Consider the following 24,385-nt stretch of genomic DNA (forward strand, 5'->3'; position numbering starts at 1 on the left):
CGCCGCTCACACCTCGACGCCGGAGCCGCCCCCTCCGTTCCCCGAGCCGCCGTCCCCGCCGCCGCTGCCGTCCTCGTACGCGGGCGGGACGGTGGTGAGGCCCAGAGCATCGCGTACGGTCACCGTGCGGTGCGGGTCGATCAGTTTGTACCCCTTGCCATAGTGCGTGAAGAAGGTGTCGACGTCCGGCGCCCGCGCGGCCTGCACCCACTCGGCGCGGGCCCGGTCGAGGTCGGCGGCGAGGGCCAGGACCGGCTGTTTCGCCCCGGCGCCCCACCGGTGCCCACGGAGCATCGCCGTCTGCCTGCCGAGCGCCGCGGCCATGCGGCCCGCCCACGCCTTGTTCCCGGACAGGTCGTCCTCGACGTACGAGGAGTCGGGGGCGGTGTCCAGGGCGCTGTTCAGGACGTGCGCGGCCCTGAGGTAGGCGAGTTGGTCGGCCGAGTAGGCGTCGGGGCCCTGGCGGTAGGAGTCGGTGAGCCGGCCGCCGCCGGTGGAGCTGCCGAAGACGCAGACCACGTCCCGGTCTCCGGCGGCCCAACTGTCCTCGCTGGGCGTGAAGTAGTAGACGGCGACGTCGTCGGGGACCGCCCAGACGTCCAGGACGTAGGTGTCCTCCAGGCCGTAGCAGCGGTCGTCGGCGGAGTCGCCGATCGCGTCGTCGCCCGGGTAGGCGCTGCCCTTGAGGCGGTAGGTGGCGAACACCTCGCCGTCGTGCCCCTCGTCGCAGGCGACCGGGGTGACGTCGGTGATCAGGTCGTCGTCGAGCGCGTGGTCCGGGGTGTCGAAGCAGTCGCCCGTGCTCAGCGAGAGGCTGGAGCGGTCGCGCGCGCCCTCCTTGAAGCCCTCCCAGAAGTCGGCCGCGCCGCCCGTGGCGAGCATCAGCACCAACAGGGCGAGGCCGATCCCGGAGAACACCGAACCGGTCACCGCCATCGCCCTGCCGCGCTCCCCGCGCCTGCGGATCTGGGCCAGCGCGACCGACCCCAGCACCAGCCCGACCCCCGGCAGGCAGCACAGCAGCCCGAGCACGAGGGAGGCGATGGCGAGACCGTTGACAGGCGGCTGGACCGGGTGGGAGCCGGGGCCGGGGCCCCAGGACTGGTACGGCGAGGGGTACGGCGGCTGCTGCCCGTACGGCGCCTGCGGGTACTGCGGGTACTGCGGCAGGCCCGACTGAGGCGGCTGATACGGCCCTTGTCGCTGGTGGGGGCCGGGGGGCGGAGGTATGGACACCGGTACCGTGCTCCTGAGGGGGCGTCGGCCGCGCGGAAACGGACGGCTGAACTGACGTACGACTGCGCGCATCGTAGGCGCGCCGTGAACGGGGGCGGAATGAGGGTGGGCACGGCGTCCGCGGCTGCGCCCCCGCACGTCCTCGTGGCGGACCGGGCCCCGGGTCCCCTGCCCTTCCCCGAGTGTCCCTGGGAGGACGACGAATGATCGACACCGTCAGCGCCGTGAACGCGCTCACCGCACGCTGGGCGCGGGGGACCAGGCAGGCCACGGTCTTCTCGGCCGCCGGTGTCTGGCCGCTGCTGGCCTTCCTCGCCGACGGCGCCACGGGACCCGCCCGGGACGAACTGACCCGGGCCGTGGGGGTGCGGGCCGACCGGGCGGCGGCCGGCGCGCGGGAGTTACTCGCCGGGCTGGACGCGATGCCCGGCGTGGAGTCGGCCCTCGGGCTGTGGACCGACCGTGCGCTGGAGTTGCGCGAGCAGTGGGCGGCGGGGCTGCCCGCCGACGCGCACGGGGTGCTCGGCCCCGATGTCGCGGCGTCCCGGGAGGCGCTGGACGCGTGGGCGGCCAAGCGCACCGGCGGGCTGGTGGAGCGGATGCCGGTCCAGTTGGCCGACGGGGCCCGGCTGGTCCTGGCGACCGCGCTGGCGCTGCGCACGGACTGGCGGCACCCGTTCCGGGAGACCGTGCTGCGCCCGGGCTCCGGCCCGTGGCAGGGCCGGACGCTGGCCGGTCTGCACCGCAGCAGCGTCCGCCCGGACCGGATCGGGGTGACCGCGGGCCCGGACGGGGCGGTCACCACGGTCAAGGTGCCCGGCGGCAACGGCCTCGACGTCCATCTCCTGCTCGGCGCGGAGGGGATGGCGCCCGGGCAGGTGCTGGGCACCGGCGTCGGCGTCCTGGAACGGGCCCTGCCGGTGACGACCGGCGGCCGGCTGCCCTACGGGCCCGCGGGTCCCGGCGTGGTCGTGGAGCGGCAGCCGTCCCTCACCCCGGATCCGATGCGGCTCGACGTGACGACCGTCGGGTTCACGGTGCGCGCGGACCACGATCTGCTGCAACTGCACGGCCTGTTCGGGCTGTCCACCGCGGCCGACGCCCGCGAGGGGCACTTCCCGGGGATCAGCGCGGCGCCGCTCGCCATCGGCGCGGCCGGGCAGTCCGCGCTCGCCGAGTTCGGCCCGCTGGGCTTCCGGGCCGCCGCGGTGACGGCCGTCCTGGCGGCACCGGGCGGCGGCCCGCCGCAGCACCGGTACGAGTCCACCGTGGTCCGAGCCGTCTTCGACCGACCGTTCGGCTTCCTCGCCGTGCACCGCGAGACCCGGCTGGCCCTGGCAGCGGGCTGGATCACGGACCCGGCCCCGGCGGGGTGAGCCGCCGGGGCCGCCGCGGGTTCAGGCTCCCGGGGTGATGCGGAGCCTGATGGTGCGGGCCTGCGGGCGCAGGGCGAACTCGGGCCACACGTCCGGCCCGCAGGCCCGGGAGCCGAGGCCGTGCTGGGCCGCGTCGATGATCAGGTGGCTGGTGGCGGACTCCGGGAGCTCGAAGGGGTGGGCGGCGCGGGCGAGTTGCTGCGGGGTGTGCCGGGCGAGGGTGAAGCCGGGGCGCCGCCCGCGCGGGTCGGGCAGGGCCGTCAGGCGCAGGACGCCGGTGCCGCCGCTGGTCAGCGTGAGGTGCCGCAGCCCGGAGCGGTGGCCGGTCTCCTGGGGACGCGCGTAGTCGACCGAGAGGTCCGCCACACCGGCCGTGAAGTGACCGGTGCGGGCCGCGCGCATGCTGTCGGGGTAGGACTCGAGCGGGCCGAGGCCGAACCACCGGGCGCCGTCCACGGGGGCCGTCCCGTCGGGCAGTTCGAAGCGCACCCCGATCCGCGGCCACACCGTCCCCCAGCCGCGCGAGGGCTCGATCTCCACGCGCAGTTCCAGTTCGCCGTCCTCGACCGTCCAGACGGTCTCCACGGTGACCGAGAGGGCGGAGTCGGCGGCGGAGACCCGGTCGAGGGTGCGCAGCGCGTCCCCGGCCTGCTCCACACCGACACGGCGGGTGGTCAGCCGGTCGAGTCCGTCGCGCCGCCAGAGCGCGGCGCTGGACACCTCGGCGAGGCTCGCGTCGCTGCCCTCCAGCCGGTCGGCGGTGCCCTCGTCGTTGTCGGTGGGCGCCCGGAACAGCTCCAGCCGCGGGCCGGTCACCGGGCGTCCGGCGAGGCGGGTGAGGGAGCCGCCGGTGAACTCGGCGATGCCGAGGGCGAGGGTCCCCTCCCCCGGCCGCCAGCCGGTGCGGGGCCGGACCGCGGGCACCGGGCGCCGTACCGTGCGGTCCAGTTGGGCGGTGGCGACCTCGTGCCCCTTGGGCGCCCAGGCGGTCTCCGCCGCGAGCACCGCCTCGACCGTCAGCCAGGTCTCGGCGTCCGCCGCGACCGCGACCGGCGGCAGCGCCACCCGCGCCGACCCGCCCGCCGCGACCACCGGTACCTCCAGGTCCCCGGCGTCCACGGGGCTCCCGTCGTGCTCGACGCGCCAGCGGAAGCGCAGGTCGGAGGTGTCGGCCGAGTGCCGCAGGCTGGTGACGACGAGTTCGCCGCCGTCGAACGCGAACCGGATCGGCTGCACGACGGCCTTGTACTCGTACAGGCCGGGCGTCGGCACGTCGTCGCTCAGCACCATGCCGTCCATCACGAAGTTGCCGTCGTGCACGACCTCCCCGAAGTCCCCGCCGTACGCGAAGTACGGCGTCCCGTCCGGGGCGGTGGCCGAGATGCCGTGGTCGCGCCACTCCCAGACGAACCCGCCGTGCAGCCGGGGGTGCCGGTGGACGAGTTCCTCGTACTGGTCGAGGGCACCGGGACCGTTGCCCATGGCGTGGGCGTACTCGCAGAGCAGGAAGGGCTTGGTGCGCTGCCGGGCGCCCTGCGCCGGGGTGCAGCCCAGCAGCGGGGCGGTGGAGCCGTCGGTGCCGATCTGCTCGGTCTCCGGCACCGTCGAGTACATCCGGGAGTACACGTCGGTGTAGTCGCCGGTGTAGTCGCCCTCGTAATGCACGGGACGCTCGGGGTCGCGGGCGTGCACCCAGGCCGACATGGCGGCGAGGTTGGCGCCGGTGCCGGCCTCGTTGCCGAGCGACCAGAGCACGACGCAGGGGTGGTTCTTGTCCCGTTCCACGGTGCGCTCGACGCGGTCCAGGCAGGCGGCACGCCAGGCGGGGTCGTCGGTGGGGTTGCCGGCCCAGCCGACCTTCTCGAAGCCGTGGGTCTCCAGGTCGCATTCGAGGACGACCCAGAAGCCGAGTTCGTCGGCGAGGTCGAGCAGCCGGGGGTGCGGCGGGTAGTGGCTGGTGCGGATGGCGTTCACGTTGAACCGCTTCATCCGGGCCAGGTCCGCGCGGGCATGCGCCTCGTCGAAGACCCGGCCGCGCTCGGGGTGGGTCTCGTGCCGGTTCATCCCGTGGAAGACCACCCGGCGGCCGTTGACCAGGAACCGGTCACCGCGGATCTCGACGGTGCGGAACCCGACCCGCAGGGCGACGGTCTCGGCGGCCGAGGAGACGGTCGCGTCGTACAGGCGGGGCAGTTCGGCCGACCACGGCTCGACGGCGGCCACCTCGACCGGCGCCACGTCGGCCGCCGTCGCCCAGACCTGCTCGACGCCCAGTTCGGGGATGCGCAGGGTGACCGGGAACGCGCTCGCGTCGGCGGTGATCTCCGCCTCGACCCGGCCGCGCCCGTCGTCGTACCCCGTCCGCAGCCAGACGTCCTCGATGCCGCCGGCCGGGCGGGCCAGCAGGGTGACGTCCCGGAAGATGCCGGGCAGCCACCACTGGTCCTGGTCCTCCAGGTAGCTGGCCGCCGACCACTGGTGCACGCGGACGGCGACGACGTTGTCACCGGGGCGGACGGCGGACGTCACGTCGAACTCGTGGGCCAGCCGGCTGCCACTGGCGGCGCCGATCTCGACGCCGTTCACCCACACCCGGAACAGCGACTCCACACCGTCGAAGCGCAGCAGGACCCGCTCGGCGTCCCGCCAGTCCTCCGGGAGGTCGAAGTGCCGGCGGTAGTCGCCGGTGGGGTTCTCGTCGGGGACGTGCGGCGGGTCGATCGGGAACGGGAACTGGACGTTCGTGTAGATCGGGCGGCCGTGGGCGCCGTCGCCCTCCAGCACCCAGTGGGCGGGCACCGGGATGCTGTCCCAGCCGCGGTCGTCGAAGTCCTTGGTCGCGAAGTCCTCGGCCACGGCCGCGGTGGGCGACAGCCGGAAGTGCCAGGGGCCGTTCAACGAGACGGCGGGCGCGTCGGAGTGCAGCCAGGAGCGGGCCGGACGCAGGTCGCCGTGGCCGGGCGCGGGGTCCGACACGTGCGCGGGGAGCGAGGAGCGCAAGAGGTCACAACCTTCTGTTCAGCGGGTGGCAGACGGTACCGTGAGCGCTCACGGGAGCGGTAACGGGAGGCGTTTCGGAGTGTGGGCTCCGGCCCGTGGGAGTGTCAAGACCGGGGGTCCGGGACACGGCATACTCGGTGTCCCTGCGACGTGTCCCTCGCGACGTCCTGCGACGCGGGCGTGTCGGCAGTCTCGTGGAGGTGAGTGATGGCGTCGTCGGGGACCGGCCCGCGCAGGGTGACGATCGACGATGTGGCCGAGGCCGCGGGGGTGTCCCGGCAGACCGTGTCACGGGCGCTCAACGACAAGGGCGAGATCGGCGTCTCCACCAAGCAGCGCGTCCTCGACGCGGCCCTCGCGCTGGGGTACCGGCCGAGCAGGTTCGCCCGGGGGCTGGTGCGGCAGGACACGGTCAGCGTCGGCCTGGTGATCCCGGACCTGCTCAACCCGTTCTTCACCGAGGTCGCCGCCGCCGCGCTGGACGCGGCCCGGGGCCGCGGCTGGCACGTCGTCGTGTACGACACCGGTGACCGCGTCGAGGAGGAGCGGGGCACGCTGGAGGTGATCGCCTCGCAGGTGGACGCGGTCGTGGGCTATCTGAGTCTGCCGGAGGAGGAGATCGCCCGGCTGGCCCGGGGGCTGCCCGTCGTCCTCATCGACCGCGCGCACCGCGGCGAACGGTTCAGCTCGATCCGGATCGACGGGGAGGCGGGCGTCCACGCGGCGATCCGGCACCTCACCGGGGCGGGCCACCGGCGCATCGGCATGCTGGACCACATGGAACGGTCCGAACCGAGCGTCCGGCACGCGTGGTTCGACGCCGCGATGACCGCGTGCGGGCTGGACGCCGGTTCGGTGGCCCGCGCCGACCAGAGCGCGGAGGGCGGGGAGCGGGCGCTCCAGGAACTCCTCGCGGAGCACCCCGACCTGACCGGCGTGTTCGTCTTCAACGACATCATCGCCTTCGGGGCGTTGCGCGCCGCCCGCCGCATGGGCCGCGAGGTCCCCGGGGACCTCGCGGTGATCGGCTTCGACGGTCTGCGGCTGGGCGCGCTGGTGGAACCCCCGCTGACCACGGTGGCCCTGGACATCCGCGGCCTCGGGGCGCTCGCGGTCGAACAGGCGGCGAGGCTGCTGACCGGGAGCGTCCCCCTGCCGGCGGACGAACTGGCCGTGGGGGCCGAGCTGCGGCTCCGCGGGTCGGGGTAGCGGCACGGACCACCGTCCCCCGGGTTTCACTCGGACGCGGTGGCGCCCGCGGCCGGCACACCCAGGCGGGCCTGTTCCTCCTCGACGATCCGGCGGGCCAGGTCGGCGTCCGACACGTCGACCGCGTCCGGGGTGGCCTCGGCGACCGCGCTGCGGCGGGCGTAGGCGTCGAACAGGCGGGTCTTCCGCTCCAGCATCCGCACCAGGCGTTCGTCCACTCCCCCGGTGGCGAGCAGCCGGTGCACGCGGACCGGTCTGACCTGGCCCATGCGGTGGGCCCTGGCCACCGCCTGGTGCTCGACGGTGGGCTTGAGCTGGGGTTCGCAGATGACGACCACGGAGGCGGCCTGCAGGTTGAGGCCGACGCCGGCCGCCTGGATCTGCGCGAGGAGCACGGCGGGGCCCGGGGCGGCGGCGTAGTCGTCGACGGTCCGCTGCCGCCGCGCGGCGGGCACGGCGCCGGTGAGGGGACCGAAGACCGCGTCGTCGGCGAGTGCGTCGGGGGGTGCGTCGGCGAGTGCGTCCCGGACCACCTGCAGCACGTCCTTGAAGTAGGAGAAGACCACGGTCTTCTGCCCGTTCTCGGCGGCCTCCTCGACGATCTCCCGGAGCCGCTCCAGCTTGGCCGACCCCTCCGGGCGCGCGTATCCGGCCCTGCGCATCGCCATGAAGTTCCCGGAGCGCACGGCCTCGCGGTACGCCTCCTCGTCCGAGGCGCTCAGCTCCTCCCACTCGTCGGTCCGCTGCAGGCTCGGGAGTTCGGTGAGCACGTCCTGCTGGTTGCGCCGCAGGTAGACGGGGGCGACGGCCTTGCGGAAGGCGACCGAGCCGGCCAGGGCGTCCCCGTCCGCCAGGGCTTTCGCGATGCCGTCGTCGAGCATCCCGACCAGGTTGCGGAACTCCGCGACCCGGTTCTCCATCGGGGTTCCGGTCATGAACAGGGCGCGCTCGCAGCGTTCGGCCCACCGGGCCACCGCCTGGGACCGCTTGGCCCTCGGGTTCTTGACGGTGTGCGCCTCGTCGACCACGAACAGACCGACCTCGCCGCCGCCCGGTGCGGGAAATCCGCGCAGGGCGTCGAACGTGGTCACCGCGACCCCGCCACGGCCCTTCCAGTCGGCGAACGCGTCGTGCCGGTCGGGGCCGTGCAGCAGCAGGACACGCAGGGCGCTGCGGGCCTCGATCTCCCGGGTCCAGTTGACGAGGACGCTCGCCGGGCACACCACCACGAAGTGACTCTGCCCCTCGGCGGCCAGGTGGGCCAGCACGGCGATCGCCTGGATGGTCTTCCCCAGGCCCATCTCGTCGCCGAGGACGACCTTGCGCTGCGCGAGGGCGAACCGTGCGCCGAAGGCCTGGTAGCCGCGCAGGGAAACCCGTCGGTGCGTGTCGTCGAGGTGCTGGGTCCGTACCCGCTCGGCGATCTCGTCCGGCAGGAAGCCCTCGGCGGCCGCCGTGTCGGGGGCCCGTCCGGAGATCTCGGCGAGCAGGCTGTAGTAGTCGGCCGAGCGGAGTTCGAAGTCCGTCCAGGCGGCGAGGTCGGACGACGGGCCGCGGAGCAGGTCGACCGAGGCCTGGGCGAACAGTCCGGGCAGGTCCGCCCGCTCCGCCTCGTCCAGCAGCGAGCGCAGCTCCGTCACCGCCGCCACTGCCCGCGCCTTCTTCTCCCGGCCGGCCAGGAGCATCCGGAACCGGCCGGCGGCGGGCCCCGCGGCGGCCTGCAGCGGGCCCAGCCGCTCGGCCAGGGCGGCCGCCCGGTCGACGGCGCGCCGTGCCTCCGGCCCCGCCTCCACCAGCACGTGCAGAGCCCTGACGAGCGCGGTGGTGCCGGGGTCCGGCCGGTCCACGTCGAGGTGGACGGCCACGGTCTCGTGCACGGCGTCGCGGAGCCTGCGGGCCGCGGCGAGCATCTGGTCGACGGTGCGCTGCCCCACCCCGGGGATCTGCCGCAGCCGGTAGGGGCCCGCGTCGAGCACGTCACCCACCGTGCGCAGCCCGCTCTGCTCCACGCCGCCCAGCCGCAGCCGCCCTTCGGTGACGTCCTGCAGCCGGGTGACCGGGATGGCGTCGAGTTCCCGTCGTACCGCGGCGTCGTGGATCGGGGCCAGTGCGGCCCGTGCCGCCGCCACGGCCCGTCGTGGTCCGCGACCACGTTCCGGGCCGCCTCGCACAGCCGCGTCCCCCTCGCGACCGCCTCCCGCTCGCCCCGCCCCACGTGCCCCGCCCCTCACTCGCCCTCCCCGCATCCTCCCACCCGCCCACGTCGGGCCGCGGCGGACACCGGGGCCCGACAGCGGGAACGGTCACTCGTCCCCGTCCGCGGTGTGCGAGGCCGCCGCATCGCCGGCACCGTCATCTTCGCGCCGTTCTCTTCATCCCCCACTTCCCTACAGGTACCGGACATTGACAAATTTCACGCGTGGAACGAACGCTGGCAGAGCGCACCCGGCACGGACAGTCGGCAACGGCGGCTCCTGATCCGATCCGGACGCGGACGATGGACCGTTGTCCCACGGTCGCCGAAGTCGAGGACGCTGCGCGGCGACTGGTCTCCCGAGCTGCCGGAGCCGCCCGCCTGCGCCGGATCGGAACGTCCCGCGAGGGCCGCCCCATCCCGATGCTGTCCGTGGGACACGGGCCGCGCCACGTCCTGGTGGTCGCCCGGCCGCACCCCGACGAACCGGTCGGCGGTGCGACCGCGATCTCCCTGGCGGAGCAGGTGGCGCACGGCGACCGGTCGTCCCCCGCGACCGACCCCGCCGTGGTCACCTGGGACATCGTTCTGTGCCTGGACCCGGACGGCGCCGCACTGAGCCGGGGCATCGAGGAGGCGACGGCCGGGCCCCGTCACACGCTGGACGACTACTTCCGCGCCGCCTACCGTCCGGTCGCGGCGGAACAGCCCGAGTGGGCGCCACTCGAAGGCCGGCGACTTCCCGAGAGCCAGGCGCTGTTCCGGGTGATCGACGAGCTGCGGCCGTTCATCCAGTGCTCCCTGCACGGCGTCGAGGCGGGCGGCAGCTGGGTCCAGTCGACCCGCGACCTCCCCGGACTCGCCGTACCGTTCATGACGGCCGCCGCGGAACTCGGCGTCCCCGTCCAGCGCGGTACGTTCGACGCCCTGTACTGGGAGAACCCGGCCCCCGGGATCTACGTCCTGCCACCGCCGGACAGCACCGGCCGACTGGCCGCCGGGTCCGAGAAGATCGGGCTGTCCACCTGGTGCGCACCTCAGCGGTACGGGGGCGCCACGGCCATCGTCGAAGTGCCCATGTGGGTGACCGAGTTGGCCGGTGACCCGTCCCCGCACCCGGACGCCGCCCGCGCACTGCGCGAGCTGGCCGTGCTGGTACGGGACGGCGGACAGCAGGTGACGGCCGTGCTCGACAAGGCGCGCGGGTTCCTGCCGACGGCGCGGGAGGATCCGTCCCGGCGGGTGCTGGAGTGGATGGCCGACGGCCTCTACGACCTGGTCGCCGAGTCCTGGGAACCGCTGGCCCGGCAGGCGGCCGACGCGACCCGCCCCGACGATCCACGCCGGTTGACGACGGCCCAGGTCTGCGCACTCGACATCGTGGCCCGCCGCCAGCCACTGCGCGCCGCAGGCCTGTTGGCACGGCTGCTGGAGGCGGCGGACGACCCCGCGGCCGGCGCGCTCCACCGCGACCTCGCCGAACTGTCCACCGCATGGTGCGCGGACTTCGAAGAGTCCCTGCGTCTGCGCTGGGTGCCGGTGCGCCGGCAGGCGGAACTCCAGGCGCGCACGGTCGTGGCAGCCGCGGAGAGCGCACTGACGACCCTGGAGTGATTCCCCTGCCCGGTGCGACGCCGAGTGGAGGGCGGCCGGACGGGGCCCGGGCCGAGCGGACCGCCGGCTTCGCCCGGCGGGGCGGCCGCCGCATCCGGGACCGCACCACCCGCGCCCGGCCCGGGGGCGGCGGCGGGTGGTGCGGTAGCCGTGGTCAGGTCCGGGTGCCGGGGACGACGAGGCCGGTTTCGTAGCCGATGATGACCAGTTGGGCCCGGTCTCGGGCGCCCAGGCGGCTCATGATGCGGCTGACGTGCGTCTTCGCGGTGAGCGGGCTCAGGTACAGGGCCTGGGCGATCTCCGTGTTGTTCAGGCCCCGGGCCACCAGGGTGAGGACCTCGCGCTCACGGGGGGACAGGGCGGCGAGGCGTTCCGCGTCGAGGCGGCCGTCCGGTGGCGGGGCCGCCTGGGGCAGACGCAGGATGCGGCCGATGACACGGGCGGTGGGCCCCGGGGAGAGCAGCGCGTCACCGGCCGCCACCGTGCGCACGCCCCGCAGCAGGTCGGCCGGGAGGGTGTCCTTGACCATGAACCCGCTGGCCCCGGCCCGCAGCGCCGCCATGATGTGCTCGTCGGTGTCGTAGGTGGTGAGCACCAGGACCCGGACGCCCGCCATGTCCTCGTCGGCGGCGATCAGCCGGGTCCCCTCGATGCCGTCCGTCTCGGGCATGCGGATGTCCATGACGACCACGTCCGCGCGTGCGCTGCGCGCCAGTTCGTACGCCTCGCGGCCGGTGGCGGCCTCGCCGACCACCTCCATGTCGGGGGCCGACCCGATGAGCAGCGCGAACGCGCCGCGCACCAGGGCCTGGTCGTCGGCGAGCAGCACGCGGATCGGCGCGTCGTCGGTCATCCGCCGTTCTCCAGACCCTGGTTGAAGGGCAGTTCGGCCTCGACCGCGAAGCCGCGTCCGTGCGGACCGGGGCCGGCCGTCAGGGTGCCGGCGACGCTGCGGGCCCGTTCCCGCATGCCCACCAGTCCGTACCCTGTGGTGCCGCTGGTGTCGGCGGACACCTGCCCGGGGCGGGGCCCGTCGTCCTCCACGGTCACCCGCAGCCGCCGGGCGTCGGCGGTCAGCCGCACCCGGACCCGGCAGCCGGGCGCGTGCCGCACGGCGTTGGTCAGCGCCTCCTGCACGATCCGGTAGGCGGCCACCCCGACGGGCGCCGGCACCTGCGGCGCAGTGGTGTAGTCGAGGCCGACCAGCGCGCCGGCCGCCTCCGCCGCCCGGGCCAGGGCGGGCAGCCCGTCCAGGCCCGGTACCGGCTCGCGCTCGCCGTCCAACTCGTCGCCACGCAGCACCCGCAGAGTAGTGCGCAGTTCCGCGCGGGCCTCCCGGCAGGTGTCGGAGATCGTCTGCAATGTCTTCGCCAGGCCCTTTCCGTCCAGGAGTTCGGGGTCCTCGACCAGCACGTGCGCGGCGACCGACGCCTGCACGCCGATCAGCGTGATGCTGTGGGCGAGCAGGTCATGGAGGTCGCGCGCGATGCGCATGCGTTCCTCCGCCACCCGCCGGGCGGCCTCTTCCTCACGGGTCCGCTCGGCGCGCTCCGCCCGCTGGACGATGGCGGCGACGTACTGGCGGTGGATGCGCACCGCGTCCCCGATCACCACGACCGCCAGGATCCAGCCCCCGTTGCGCAGGATGTCCCAGGCGGTGTTGGAGTCGTCCTTCGCCAGCATGATGCCCATCATGAGCCCGATGGCCGCGGTGACGGTCGTGTACGTCCGCCATTGAGGGCCGGACAGGGCCAGTGCGTACAGCGCCACCAGGCTGGCCGGTACCGCGGCGAGGTGGTTGTAGTCGGCCGTGTGGTAGACGGCCAGCACGGCGACGACCGCCAGCGCCGTGGCCATGGGGGCGCGCCGCCGTCCGGCCAGGAGCACGGCGCCGGCCGTCAGGAGCACGAGGCCGACGGCGTCCGGCCGGGCGCCGTTGGACTCGTCCAGGACGACGGCCAGCACCGACTGCACCACCAGTACCGCGAGCGGGACCAGGATCTCCGACCTGGTGAGGGGCGGCAGACGCCATGTGCGCGCGGTGGCCGACAACACGTCACGCCTCCCTTTCCCGGGGCCTGCCGGCGCCCGCCTCGTCCGACCGACCGGTGCCGAAGCCGAGGCCACGGTCACCGCCTCGTCTCATGTTCCCGTTCCGCCGGCTCCGCGGGCTGCTCCGACGCCGCCGGAGCCGGGGCGGACTCCCTGCCCGGCCACCACAGGCGGCGGCCCAGCAGCAGGGCGGCGGCCGGTACCAGGAACGACCGGACGAGGAACGTGTCCAGCAGGACGCCCACCGCGATCACGAAGCCCAGCTCCACCATCGACACGAGCGGCAGCACGGTCAGCACGCTGAAGGTGGCGGCCAGCACCACGCCCGCCGAGGCGATGACACCACCGGTGGCGGTGAGGGCCGGCAGCACCGCGCGTTCCTCACGCATCCGGTGGAGCAGGAAGATGCCGTAGTCGACGCCGAGCGCGACGAGGAAGACGAAGCTGAGCTGCGGCAGGGAGGGGTCGTTGCCGACGAAGCCGAAGAGCGGTCCGAAGACCAGTCCGCCCAGGCCCAGCGCGGCCACCCAGACCACCACCACCGCGCCCAGCAGCACCAGGGGGGCCACCAGGCTGCGCAGCAGCAGGGCCAGCAGCAGGAAGACGGCGGCCAGCACCAGCGGGATCACCACGGTCTGGTCGCGTCCGGTGGTGTCGTCGGTGTCGATGCGCTGCGCGCTCTCGCCGCCCACCAGGGCCCGGTCGCCCAGGGTGGTGCGCAGCCGCTCGATGGTCGCGGTCTCCGCCGGGCTCTCCGGCTGACCGGCCGCGGTGACGCCGAGTTCCGTCCAGCCGCGCGCGCTGCGGCCGGTCGTCACCTCGGTCACTCCCGGGGTGCTCCGTGCCTCGGCGGCCACCGACCGGGCGTCCGGCGTGTGGGCGAGGACCGTGATCGGCTGGCTGCTCTGTCCGGGGAACGCGGCGGCCAGTTCCTGCATGGCGGTCACCGACTCGGGCCGCTGGGTGAAGGCGTCCTCCTGGCGCAGCCGGCCGGAGAGGTTCAGCGTGCCGAGCGCGAGCGCGCCCAGCACCACGAGTCCGGTCACCAGGGTCACCACGCGTCGCCGGGTGACCAGCGCGCCGATGCGGTGGTACATGCCGTGCCGGGCGGCCGGCCGGGTGCCGTAGGCCGGGACCAGTGGCCAGAACATCCGCCGTCCGAGCAGCACCAGCACCGCGGGCAGCAGCGTGGTCATGGCGGCGAGCGCGCAGAGCACCCCGACCGCGCCGGTCGGGCCGATGGCGCGGGTGCTGTTCATGTCGGCCAGCAGCAGCACGGTCAGGCCGGCGACCACGGTTCCCGCCGAGGTCGCCACCGCCGGACCGGTGCGCCGCAAGGCGTTCAGCATGGCCTGGTAGGTGTGCTCGGTGGTGTGCAGTTCCTCGCGGTAGCGGGCGATGAGCAGCAGTGCGTAGTCGGTTCCCGCACCGAAGACCAGTACGGTCATGACGGCGCTGCTCATCGTGTTGACGGTCAGTCCGGACAGCCGGGTCAGCAGATAGGCCACCGCCATCGCGGCGACGGCCGCCACCCCGGTGCACACCAGGGGCAGGAGCCACAGCAGCGGACTGCGGTAGGTGGCGATCAGCAGGACGGCCACCACGGCGACCGTGACGACGAGCAGCAGGCCGTCGATCGAACCGTAGGTGTTGTCCATGTCGGCGGCGAGCGCGCCCGAGCCGCCCACCTTGACGGTGAGGCCGTCGTGCCGGTCCTGCGCCACCTGGGTGCGGATGTCGGCGACCACGTGCTTGCTGTCGCCGGCGCTCTGGGCGACCGACACCGGGATCATCAGGGTGCGGCCGTCCTTGCCCATGATCGTCCGGGGCGCCGGGCCGACGAGGTCCAGGTGCCGGTCCAGGGCGGCGGCCCGGTCCTGGGCCACGGTCCGGTCGGCCGCGGTCAGGCCGCCGGCCCGCTGGTAGACCAGCACCAGGTCGGTGGTTCCGCCGCCGGGCATGGCGTCCAGGATCCGGGCCACCTGGGTCGACTGGGCGCTGGCCGGCAGGTAGTCGACCTGCTGGTCGGTGGTCGCCCCGCCCAGCTTTCCGGCGAACGGCACGGCCAGTGCCACCAGCGCCACCCACAGGCCGATCACGGCCCAGGGGATCCAGAGGTGTGAGCGGGAATGCCCGGGACGCCGGGTGTCGGTCGGCTTCCGCAGCCGCAGCCGCGGTCCGGTTCGCAACGTGTCCATGGCACCCAGACTCCCGTTCTGCCTGCGCCGGGGCATCGCGCCGGCGGCGTAAAACGCCCTTACTCCCGAGGGCGCAGCGACGACCGGTTACTCCCGCGGGAGTACGCCGGCGGGGGCCCGCCCGGCGGCGTCGAGGCCGTGGTCGGTCCGCTGCTTCTGCCACGCGGACTGCCCCAGGCTGATCAGGCCGTGCTCATAGGCGTAGATCACCAGCTGCACCCGGTCGCGCACGCCGAACTTCTCGTAGAGCCGCTGGACGTGTGACTTGACCGTGCTCTCGGCGACCACGAGGAGCTTGGCGATCTCCTCGTTGTGATAGCCGCACACCAGGAGCTTGAAAACGTCGAACTCCCGGGAGGTGAGGCGGTCCAGCCCGTCCTCCTGGGAGCGGGTGACCGTCGGCCTGCGAGCGAACTCGGCTATGACGGTGGCGATGAGCCCGGGTGACAGGACGGACCCGCCGCGCGCCACCGTGCGGATGCCCTCGAGGATCCGCTCGGGCGGCGAGTCCTTGAGGAGGAAGCCGCTCACTCCGCAGCGCAGCGCTTCGAAGAGCGTGTCGTCGTCCACGTGCACGCTGAGGATCACGATCCGGGTGTCCACGACGGCCGGGTCGAGCAGCAGCATCCGGCTGGCCTCGATGCCGCTGATGCCGGGCGGCATCGACACGTCCATCAGCACCACGTCCGGCTTCGTCCTGCGCACCGTGTACACGGCGTGGAGGCCGCTGTCCGCCTCCCCGATGACATTGATGTCCGGCTGGTCGGATATGGCCATGCGAATGCCGTCACGCACTAGGGGATGATCATCGACTATCAGTACATCGATCTGTTCCACGACTGCAGTCCCGTCATGTGGGGAGGGATCGGAGTGAGGTCGGGAGGGGATGACGGACGGCCGGTGAGCAGACGACGGTCAGCCTGTCGTCGGCGCCGGTGCCTTGGGGACGGCGACGCTGTGGGCGAGCGGGAGGTGGACCAGCACGGTGAAGCCGCGTTCGTCGGCACCGGTCGTCAGCCAGCCGCCGTGCTCCGCGACGAGGCGCTGCATCGAGCGGCTGCCCTGCCCCCCGGACCACGGCGCCGGGTCGGCTCCGGGTCCCCCGACGTGGCGGTCCCGGCCGAACGGGAGGTGCGTACGGCCGTACGACCACACGCGGAGCCGGACCGAGCGGTCGACGCGGAACTCCACCAGCACGGTCGAGCCCGGGGCGTACTTCAGGGCGTTGGTCAGCGACTCACGGGCGACCCGCACGACGACGGCCCGCAGTGCCGCCGGCAGGTGCTCGTCCGTGCCGCGGCTGCGGAACACGACGGCCAGGCCGGTCCGGCGCAGCCGGTTCACGACGTCGACGAGGCACTCGTCGGCCGGACCGGGTCTGCTGTCCTCGCCGCGGAGCTGTCCCATGGCCTTGCGCAGCTCCACCATCGTGTGGGCGGCGGTCTCGCCGATCACCCGCAGACGGTGGTCGTCCTCCTGGGCGGTGCGGGCCTGCATGGCGATGGCGGTCAGGCCCTGCCCCACGGTGTCGTGCAGCCGGCTCGCCAGTTCCGCGTGGCCGGGCGGGCGGCCGTGGAGGTGCGCCCGGTCCGGCGCCGGGGCGGGCACGGGCAGGGTGACCGGGTTCGGCCGGTCCGGCCGCCGGCGCAGGACGGCCACGAAGCCCACGGTGCCGGGCAGGCAGACCATGCCGGTGGCGACGGCGTACGCGCCGGCGGACCGGTGTCCGGCGAGCAGCAGCATGAGCAGCGGCACGGTCGCGGTGCATACGGCGCCGAAGAGCGTCACGACGAATCGGTGGCGTCGCGGGAGATGGTCGGCCAGGCACCCGGCGACGAGTCCGAGCGCCAGGGACAGTAAGAGCAACGGAACCAGCTGGAAAAGCGGAATGGAGATCACTGTTTCCAAGGAAACCCCCGCAGTGATTAATGATCACAACATTTCCAGACGTCAGTGTACTTTCAAGAACTGGCGTTCGCTATCCGCCGATGGATCCAAAACCTCCTCCGAACGGCGGGGAAGAATTAACCTCCTGCGGTCCGGTTCGCCATTTCGGACATGGACAGCACATCTGCTGACGTGTAGGATCCCTTCACATGAGAGCGGAGGAGTTGAAGGGCAGCCTGGACGGCATGCTGCTCGCCGTTCTCAACGGGGCCCCGATGCACGGGTACGCCATCATCACCGCACTGCGCGAACGCAGTAACGGCACGGTGAACCTGCCGTCCGGCACCGTCTATCCGGCCCTGCACCGCCTCGAGAACGCGGATCTGATCAGCAGCAGCTGGGACAGTTCGGCCGGGCGCCGCCGCCGGGTCTACGAGATCACACCGGCGGGCGAGCGGGCCCTGCGCGAGACGCGGGCCAATTGGCGGGAGATCATCGCGACCGTGCGGTCGGTCGTACTGAGCGACGAACCGGCCTGAGTTACCGGCGGTTTACCGGCTCCGCTTTCCCTAGAAGACGTCTTCCGATTCGCGCTCGACCAATTGTTGACGAGCGGTCAGTTGTAACCTGGCCGTCATCCGGCAATGCGCCGACGTCAACCTTTGATCGGAGTCCGCTTCTCCGTCATTAGCCGACGAGCCTCGGAGAAAACGCCGATCAGCAATCCGGCGGTCATTGTTCCGGAAAAGCAGACCGCGGGCCAATACATGTGTCCGTGCGAGGCGTCGAGCCGGTAGACCAGCAGAACGCACAGGCACAGCACGGCCAGGACCACACCCGTCGCGACGCCGGCCACCCCGTCCATCGGCCGTCGCGCGCTCGGCGCCCGGCGCAGCAGCCAGACGGAACCCGCCACGGTCGCCGCCACCGAGGCGAAGAGGGCGGGGGCGACCCAGCGGATCAATCCGGGTTCCCCGGCCCAGGGGTCGGGACTGAGTACGACCGCCAGGAACCAGCCCACGGCGAGGAAGGGCACCCCGCGCAGGACCATCCGGGCCATCCGGCGGCAGCGCGCTATCCGCCCGCACTCGTTGAGCTGGGCCGCCACCAGACCGACCGGGCCCCAGCGGCTGACGGCCTCCGGCTCGGAGCAGCCGCCCTCGACCTCGCAGAGCAGGCCGTCACGTATCTCGTCGAGCACCCGCCGCCGCCATGCGCGCGGTCCGCGCAACCGGCCGTCGAGCTGGGCCAGATAGACGTCGATCGTCCAGGTCCGGTCACCGTGCCCCACCAGTCCCACCGCCCCCCGGCGCGTATGCGGGACCAGGTCCCCGTCCTCCGTTGCGCCATCTGCCTCAGCTTACCCAGCCGCGCTGAGCGCTCAAAAGCCCTTCATCGTCTCGGCGCGCCACCGGTCCCGGTAGTGGCCCGGTTCGGCCACGAGGCGAGCGTGCGGGCCGCGCTGGGTGATCCTGCCGCCTTCCAGCACGACGATCTCGTCGAACTCCTCGAGTCCGTGCAGGCGATGGCTGACCAGCAGCACCGTCCGGCCGGCACGGTCCGCGGTCGCCGCCAGCGTGTCGGCGAGCACCGCGTCCGCGGTCGCGCGGTCCAGGGACTCGGTCGGTTCGTCGAGCACGAGGACGGCCGGATCCGACAGCAGCGCGAGCGCGAGCAGCAGACGCTGGCGCTCGCCTCCCGACAGCCGGTCGCCGCGCCGGCCGATCCAGGTGTCCAGCCCGTCGGGCAGCCGGCGCACCCACTCCGCGGCGCCCACGCGCGCGAGCACCCGCATCAGCCGCTCGTCCGTGGCGTGCGGGTCGGCGAGCAGCAGATTGGCCCGGACGGAGCCGGTGAACAGGGCTGCCTCCTGGACCAGGCCGCCCACGAGTCCGGGCCGCAGTGCCGCGCCGTCGAGTTCGCCGATGTCCACCCCGCCGAGGGCGACCCGGCCCCGGTCGGCCCGCAGCAGCCGCAGGGCGAGTGCGAGCACGGTGCTCTTGCCCGATCCGCTGGGGCCGACCAGCGCCACGCGTGCTCCGGCCGGCAGCGAGAGGGTCACCCCGGACAGCGCGGGAGCCGCCGCTGCGGGATAGGTGACGCTCACGTCGGTCAGCGTGAGCGACACCGGAGGCGTGGGCGCGGGGACCGGCTGTGCGGGCTCGTCGGCGACCCGCAGCCGCAGCACCTCACCCACCCTGCGGACCGCGCCGGTCAGGGTGCCGAGGCGTTCCCCCGCCGCGCGCAGCTGCAGCGTCTCCTCCAGCAGGGTCAGGCTGGTGAGGACCAGCACGGTGGCCATGACCCGGTCCAGTCCGCCGTGCCACGCCGTCCAGCCGACCGCCGCGCAGGTCGTCAGCTGGACGAGAAGACCGGCCGCGGTCAGGAACGCCAGCCACCTGGCTCTGCCGCGTTCGAGCGCCTCGACGGCGTCGGCGGCGGTCCGCCCCCAGCGCTGGGCGGTCTCCTGGCCGCCGTTCAGCAGGAGGTCCTCCAGCCCTTCGACGAGGTCCACCGTGCGGGCCGCCAGGTCGGCACGGGCGGCGGCGAGCGCGACGTCGGTGCGGTGCATGACGAGGGCGGCCGCGGCCGGCAGCACCAGGCCCGTCAGCACGAGGCCCGCCGCCAGCACCGGACCGGCGGCCGGCAGCAGGACCGTCGCCCACACCGTGCCCGCGGTCCCCACCGACAGCACCGCGACGGCCGGCAGCGCCACCCGCAGCAGCAGTTCCTGCACCGCGTCCACGTCGGAGGCGAGCCGTGCCAGCAGGTCGCCCGTCCGGTATCCGGGCAGCCTGCCGGGGGCCAGCGGCACCAGACGCTCGAAGAAGCGGCCGCGCAGCCGGGCCATGAGTGCCAGCACCGCGTCGTGCCCGGCCAGCCGTTCCGCGTAGCGGAAGGCGCCCCGGCCGATGGCGAGCGCCCGGACCAGCACCACCGCGACGGCCAGGACACCCAGCGGCGGCCGCCCCGCCGCCCGGCACAGCAGCCAGGTGGCCGTGGCGGTCAGAGCGACGACGGAGGCCTCGTAGGCGACCGCGGCCCCGGCCGCCAGCGCCAGCCGCACGAACAGCCCTCCCCGCCCGGCGCCCGGCACGGCGGCGGCCTCGCGGAGTTCCTCGGACGGGTACGCGGCGGGGCGCGTTCCATGGGCCGTGGTCATGACGCCGCCCTCCGGGACACGGCGGCTGCGTGAACGACCGCGAACACGGCCGTCACCGCCAGCCCTACCAACAGAACTCCCCGCCCGGCGCCCGGCACGGCGGCGGCCTCGCGGGGCTCCTCGGACGGGGGCGTGGCGGGGCGCGTTCCATGGGTTGTGGTCATGACGCCGCCCTCCGGGACACGGCGGCTGCGTGAACGACCGCGGACGCAGCCGTCACCGCCAGCCCTACCAACAGAACTCCCCGCCCGGCGCCCGGCACGGCGGCGGCCTCGCGGGGCTCCTCGGACGGGGGCGTGGCGAGGGGCGGTGCGGGGGCCGTGGTCATGGGGTCGCCGTCCGGGACGTGGATCCGGTCAGGACGGCCCGGCCGCCGCCGACCTCGATCAGTGCGTCGGCGGTCTCGGCCACCGCGGGCCGGTGGGTGACGACGAGGAGGGTGACGGAACCCGCCAGCCGCCCCAGAGCGCCGAGCACACGTTCCTCGGACTCGCCGTCCAGGCGTGCGGTCGGCTCGTCCAGCAGCAGGAGCGAGGGCTCGCGCAGCAGCGCGCGCGCCAGGGCGAGCCGCTGCCGCTCCCCCGCGGACAGCCGGGCGCCGCGTTCTCCCACCGGCGCGTCCAGGCCGTCCGGCAGCCGGCGCACGAAGTCCGCGGCTCCGGCCTGTTCGAGGGCGTACCACATGCGGTCCCGCGCGGCGTCGGGCCGTGCCAGGCGCAGGTTGTCGGCGACCGTGCCGTGGAAGAGGTGAGGGCGTTGCGGCACCATCGCCATCCGCCGCGTCCAGCGGTCCTGGTCGAGGTCACCGAGGTCGACGGCTCCCGAGCGGATGTGCCCGGCGAGCGGCGGCAGCACTCCCGCCACGGTACGCAGCAGGGTGCTCTTCCCGGCGCCGCTCGGACCGGTCAGGACGTACCTGCGGCGGGGCGGCAGCTCCATGCGGACCCCGGTGAGGACGGGGGTGTCGTATCCCACCGCCAGGTCGTGCAGGACGAGCGTCCCGTCGGCGGGGTCGGGTGCGGGCAGCCGGGGGCGGGTGCGCGCGGGTGCCCGCGCCGGTGCCGGGGCGCCGCGCGTCAGCCCGTCGAGTTCGTCGAGGACGGCGTGCGTGTCCTGGGCGGCGTGGAACTGGGTGCCGAGGACGCGCAGCGCCCGGTACGCCTCGGGGGTCAGGAGCAGGACGGCGAGGGCGGACGCGAGGCTCATGGCGCCGTCCAGCAGCCGGAAGCCGACCGGGACCGCGATCAGGGCCACCGACAGCGAGGTGAGGGTCTCCAGCACGAACGACGACAGGAAGGCGAGCCGGAGCACCCTCATGGTGATCCGCCCGTGCTCCTCGGCGGCCGTGCGCACCCGTACGGCGGTGCGGTCCTGCCGGCCGAGCAGGCGAAGCGTCACGAGCCCGGCGACCGCCTCGGTGAACTGACTGCCCAGCCGCAGCATGGCCCGCAGCCGGTGCCGGGCGCGGGCCTGGGTGTACAGGCCGACGAGCGCGAGCAGCGCCGGTACGAAGGGGAGGGTCACCAGGACGACCAGCGCCGAGGGCCAGTCGAGGACGAAGAGCGCGGCGAGGATCACCAGGGGGCTCACCACCGCGTCCGGCAGCGCCGCGAGCGGTCCGGTGACATAGCCGTCGACCGAGTCGACGCCCTGGGTGAGCAGGGTGGTCAGCGAGCCCGCCGACGCCTCGCCGCGCACGCCCGCCTCGCGTACGGCCCGGTCGGCGTCGAGCCGCAACCGCCGTTTCCAGCGGGCGGCGGCGGTCTCGGCCGACCACCGGTCCCAGCAGGCGAGCGCGCAGCGGCCGGCCAGGACCGCCCCCGCGGTCACCAGCAGGGCCCGGCTCACGGACCCGCCGGTGACCGCGCGGGCGACGACCAGCACCTGGGCGACCGTGAGCGCGGCACCGGCCACGGCGCTCGCGGTGCGCAGCACCAGGAACCGGCGCAGCACCGGCACCCGTCGAACGCGCCGCATGTCGAACGGGCCGCCGCGACCTCCTCCTCCGCTGCTCATGTCCGGTTTCCTCCGGGTGTGGTGCGTCTGCGGCTTCGGCTCAGTAGAAGACCGGGGAGCGGTGGTCGACCCGGCCCCGGAAGATCCACCACGCGTAGGCCTGGACGGCGACGACCAGGAGCAGTACCGGACCCGCGGTCCAGGTGATCAGCGCCAGGGACGTGCTGGAGCCCGCGAGCTCCTCGACCGCCGGGGGACGGTGACCGGACTCCCGCGCGGTGATCAGTGCCGGGTACTTGCCCGCGACGACCGCGACCGGAGCCAGGGCCACCGCCGTCGCGGAAGCGGCGAACGCCTGCCAGGCGGAGCGGGGCGTGCGCCAGACCACCACCGCCAGCTTGGCCGTCACACCCAGCAGCGCCACGACCGCGAACACGGGATGCCGGAAGGCCCCGTCGGGAAGGCCGCCGGACATCCCGGTCACCAGGGTGGCGAGCAGCAGCAGACCGGCCGCGGCGGCCAGGGCCGGCACCGCGCGCCGGGCCCGCTCCGCCACCGCGCCGTAGGCGCGCGCGGTGAGGAACGCGGCCCCGTGCACGGCGAACAACGCCACCGCGGTCACGCCGCCGAGCAGGGAGAGCGGCGTCACGGAGCCCGCCACGCCCGTCACGGAACCGGCGGCGTCCAGGTCGACGCCGCCGGCGAGCGCGGCCAGCAGCGCGCCCCAGCCGAAGGCCGCGGCCGCGGCACCGCCGAGGACCAGCGCGTCCCAGAAGGCGCGCGTCCTCGCCCCGGCGCTCCGGCTGCGCAGCTGCACGGAGACGTTCACCACGACCACCCCCACCACCGCGACGACCACCAGCGGGTAGGCGCCGGTCAACAGGCGGGACTCCAGACCCGGCAGCGTGCCGATCATCGTGCCGACGGCGACCAGCAGCCACACCTCGTTGCTGAGGAAGAACGGGCCCAGCGCGTTGAGTGCGAGCCTGCGTTCGGCGTCCTCGCGCGCCACGTACGGCAGCACGAGTCCGACTCCGTAGTCGATGCCGGCGAGCACGAGGTAACCGGTGAACAGCACGCCGAAGGCGCACAGCCACAGCGTGGCGTATCCCATGGACGGTCTCTCCTCTTTCGGTACTCAGACCAGTACGGCGACGTCGCGGTCGTCGTCCTGCGGATCGGACGGCAGGTCGTCCGCCATGCTGCCGGTCCACAGACCGGTGTCCTCGGTCGGTCCGCGCCGGGCGACCCGGGCCAGCAGGAACCAGTCGAGGACCAGCAGTACGGCCACCACGGTGACGAACACGGCCAGGGAGAAGGTGAGTTGGCCGACGGTGAGTGAAGGCGTCAGTGCTTCCTCGGTGCTGAGCAGTCCGTAGACCGTGTACGGCTGCCGGCCGACCTCGCGGAAGACCCAGCCGGCGATGTTGGCCACGAAGGGCAGGGCCGTCATCGGGAGGAGCAGCCACGTCAGCACACGGGAGGACAGGATCCGGTCCTTGCGGACGGCGATCAGGGACCAGACGCCGACGATGAGGGCGAGCAGGCCGATCACCATCATGGTCAGCGCCGCGTACCGCACCAGCGTGGCCGGCGGCATGTCGACCTGCCCGAACTGCTTGCGCAACTGGGCCGCGTAGGCGCTGAGTTTCTCCTGGGAGTCGATGAACGCGGCGAACTTGACCGGCTGCTTCTTGGTGACCAGCTCCAGCTGGAGCGCACCGAGGCCGGCCGTGACGACGGCGCCCCAGCAGGCCGCGTGGGCTCCGGTGCGGAACGACCTGCGCAGGAACTCGCGGTCGGCGCGCCCGCGCCGCTGAAGGTAGGCGGTGACGCCGAGCATGAAGAAGCCGCCGGTCAGCACGGCGGCGCCGACTATGTGGCCGATCGCTATCCAGGCGTTGGAGTTGGTGATCAGGGCGACGGGGCTGGTGAGTTCCAGTTCCGAGCCGTGCTTGCGGTAGCCGACGGGGTGGTGCAGGAAACCGTTGGCGATCAGCGCCCAGACGGCCGACATGTAGGCGGCGGCCACGACCAGCCAGAGCAGGGTGAGATGGGTCTTCTTCGGCAGCCGGTGCCTGCCGAAGATCCACAGGGCGAGGAAGGTCGACTCGGCGAAGAAGGCGACCACCGTCTCCACCGCCAGCGGGGCGCCGAACACACCGGACGCCGCGTCCTCCAGCCCGGACCAGTTCATGCCCAGCTGGAACTCCATCGCGAGACCCGCGCCGATGCCGACCGCGTAGTTGATCACGTACAGCAGTCCCCAGAAGCGGGTCATGCGCTCGAAGACCGGGTCCCCGGTGCGCACCCAGCGGGTGTAGGTGATGGCGACGAGCAGGACCAGGCCGAGTGTCAGGGCGACGAGCAGGTAGTGGAAGACCACCGTGAGCGCGAATTCCAGCCGCGCGAGTCCAAGAGCCCCCATTGCCTTCCTCTCCCGGTGCGAGGGCGCACGCCCGTGATGACGACGGGCGACAGGTGCGATCGATCAGTAGCG

16 protein-coding genes and 1 pseudogene are annotated in these 24,385 nt (G+C 73.7%); 4 read left to right on the top strand and 13 right to left on the bottom strand.

The window, feature by feature from the left end; translation table 11 throughout:
• Positions 1–6 precede the first annotated feature (6 nt).
• Entirely contained in the window at positions 7–1,236 is a 1,230-nt protein-coding gene (locus tag ACZ3KP_RS09215; RefSeq protein WP_467497724.1) for a DUF4190 domain-containing protein, read from the bottom strand.
• A gap of 203 nt (positions 1,237–1,439) precedes the next feature.
• On the opposite strand from ACZ3KP_RS09215, the gene ACZ3KP_RS09220 reads away from it, so the two are divergent.
• Positions 1,440–2,612 (top strand): serpin family protein, encoded by a 1,173-nt coding sequence (locus ACZ3KP_RS09220; protein WP_467497726.1) that lies wholly within the window; start codon positions 1,440–1,442, stop codon positions 2,610–2,612.
• Between the two features lie 21 nt (positions 2,613–2,633).
• Here ACZ3KP_RS09220 and ACZ3KP_RS09225 read toward each other — a convergent pair whose 3' ends face one another.
• On the bottom strand, positions 2,634–5,612 hold the full coding sequence (locus ACZ3KP_RS09225) for a glycoside hydrolase family 2 TIM barrel-domain containing protein (RefSeq protein ID WP_467497728.1): 2,979 nt from the start codon (positions 5,610–5,612) through the stop codon (positions 2,634–2,636).
• A 207-nt stretch (positions 5,613–5,819) separates the two neighbouring features.
• Here ACZ3KP_RS09225 and ACZ3KP_RS09230 point away from each other — a divergent pair, with 207 nt between their 5' ends.
• Positions 5,820–6,821, top strand: coding sequence for a LacI family DNA-binding transcriptional regulator (locus ACZ3KP_RS09230; protein WP_467497730.1), 1,002 nt, complete (start codon positions 5,820–5,822; stop codon positions 6,819–6,821).
• A 26-nt stretch (positions 6,822–6,847) separates the two neighbouring features.
• Here ACZ3KP_RS09230 and ACZ3KP_RS09235 read toward each other — a convergent pair.
• Positions 6,848–9,036: pseudogene (locus tag ACZ3KP_RS09235) on the bottom strand (DEAD/DEAH box helicase).
• 282 nt (positions 9,037–9,318) lie between these two features.
• Between ACZ3KP_RS09235 and ACZ3KP_RS09240 the strand changes: the two are divergent.
• Positions 9,319–10,629 (top strand): M14 family zinc carboxypeptidase, encoded by a 1,311-nt coding sequence (locus tag ACZ3KP_RS09240; protein ID WP_467497732.1) that lies wholly within the window; start codon positions 9,319–9,321, stop codon positions 10,627–10,629.
• 154 nt (positions 10,630–10,783) lie between these two features.
• On the opposite strand, the gene ACZ3KP_RS09245 is transcribed toward ACZ3KP_RS09240, so the two are convergent.
• The 5 genes from ACZ3KP_RS09245 to ACZ3KP_RS09265 all read right to left on the bottom strand — a co-directional run bounded on the left by ACZ3KP_RS09245 (position 10,784) and on the right by ACZ3KP_RS09265 (position 16,667).
• A complete protein-coding gene (locus ACZ3KP_RS09245) occupies positions 10,784–11,482 on the bottom strand; it encodes a response regulator transcription factor (RefSeq protein WP_132888652.1) in 699 nt (232 codons plus the stop codon).
• On the bottom strand, positions 11,479–12,684 hold the full coding sequence (locus tag ACZ3KP_RS09250) for a sensor histidine kinase (protein ID WP_467497734.1): 1,206 nt from the start codon (positions 12,682–12,684) through the stop codon (positions 11,479–11,481). The genes ACZ3KP_RS09245 and ACZ3KP_RS09250 overlap by 4 nt, the downstream gene beginning before the upstream one ends.
• A 74-nt stretch (positions 12,685–12,758) precedes the next feature.
• Complete coding sequence (locus ACZ3KP_RS09255; RefSeq protein ID WP_467497736.1) at positions 12,759–14,879, bottom strand: MMPL family transporter; 2,121 nt, start codon at positions 14,877–14,879, stop codon at positions 12,759–12,761.
• 87 nt (positions 14,880–14,966) lie between these two features.
• Positions 14,967–15,716: a response regulator gene (locus tag ACZ3KP_RS09260; RefSeq protein ID WP_467497738.1), complete on the bottom strand. Its 750-nt coding sequence runs from the start codon at positions 15,714–15,716 to the stop codon at positions 14,967–14,969.
• Positions 15,717–15,794: 78 nt separating this feature from the next.
• Positions 15,795–16,667, bottom strand: a complete 873-nt coding sequence (locus ACZ3KP_RS09265; RefSeq protein WP_467497740.1) for a sensor histidine kinase — start codon at positions 16,665–16,667, stop codon at positions 15,795–15,797.
• Positions 16,668–16,975: 308 nt separating this feature from the next.
• Here ACZ3KP_RS09265 and ACZ3KP_RS09270 point away from each other — a divergent pair, with 308 nt between their 5' ends.
• The gene (locus ACZ3KP_RS09270) at positions 16,976–17,305 is read left to right on the top strand and encodes a PadR family transcriptional regulator (RefSeq protein ID WP_358984147.1); all 330 of its coding nucleotides are present in this window, start codon (positions 16,976–16,978) and stop codon (positions 17,303–17,305) included.
• Between the two features lie 116 nt (positions 17,306–17,421).
• On the opposite strand, the gene ACZ3KP_RS09275 is transcribed toward ACZ3KP_RS09270, so the two are convergent.
• The 5 genes from ACZ3KP_RS09275 to ACZ3KP_RS09295 form a co-directional block, all read right to left on the bottom strand.
• Entirely contained in the window at positions 17,422–18,057 is a 636-nt protein-coding gene (locus ACZ3KP_RS09275) for a hypothetical protein (protein ID WP_467497743.1), read from the bottom strand.
• Between the two features lie 90 nt (positions 18,058–18,147).
• On the bottom strand, positions 18,148–19,929 hold the full coding sequence (cydC, locus tag ACZ3KP_RS09280) for a thiol reductant ABC exporter subunit CydC (RefSeq protein WP_467497745.1): 1,782 nt from the start codon (positions 19,927–19,929) through the stop codon (positions 18,148–18,150).
• Positions 19,930–20,253: 324 nt separating this feature from the next.
• The gene (gene cydD / locus ACZ3KP_RS09285; RefSeq protein ID WP_467497747.1) at positions 20,254–21,945 is read right to left on the bottom strand and encodes a thiol reductant ABC exporter subunit CydD; all 1,692 of its coding nucleotides are present in this window, start codon (positions 21,943–21,945) and stop codon (positions 20,254–20,256) included.
• Between the two features lie 40 nt (positions 21,946–21,985).
• Positions 21,986–22,999: a cytochrome d ubiquinol oxidase subunit II gene (locus tag ACZ3KP_RS09290; RefSeq protein ID WP_358984136.1), complete on the bottom strand. Its 1,014-nt coding sequence runs from the start codon at positions 22,997–22,999 to the stop codon at positions 21,986–21,988.
• A gap of 24 nt (positions 23,000–23,023) precedes the next feature.
• The gene (locus ACZ3KP_RS09295) at positions 23,024–24,313 is read right to left on the bottom strand and encodes a cytochrome ubiquinol oxidase subunit I (protein WP_467497749.1); all 1,290 of its coding nucleotides are present in this window, start codon (positions 24,311–24,313) and stop codon (positions 23,024–23,026) included.
• Between the last annotated feature and the right edge of the window lie 72 nt (positions 24,314–24,385).

This window comes from Streptomyces sp. NPDC020958, assembly GCF_055562175.1.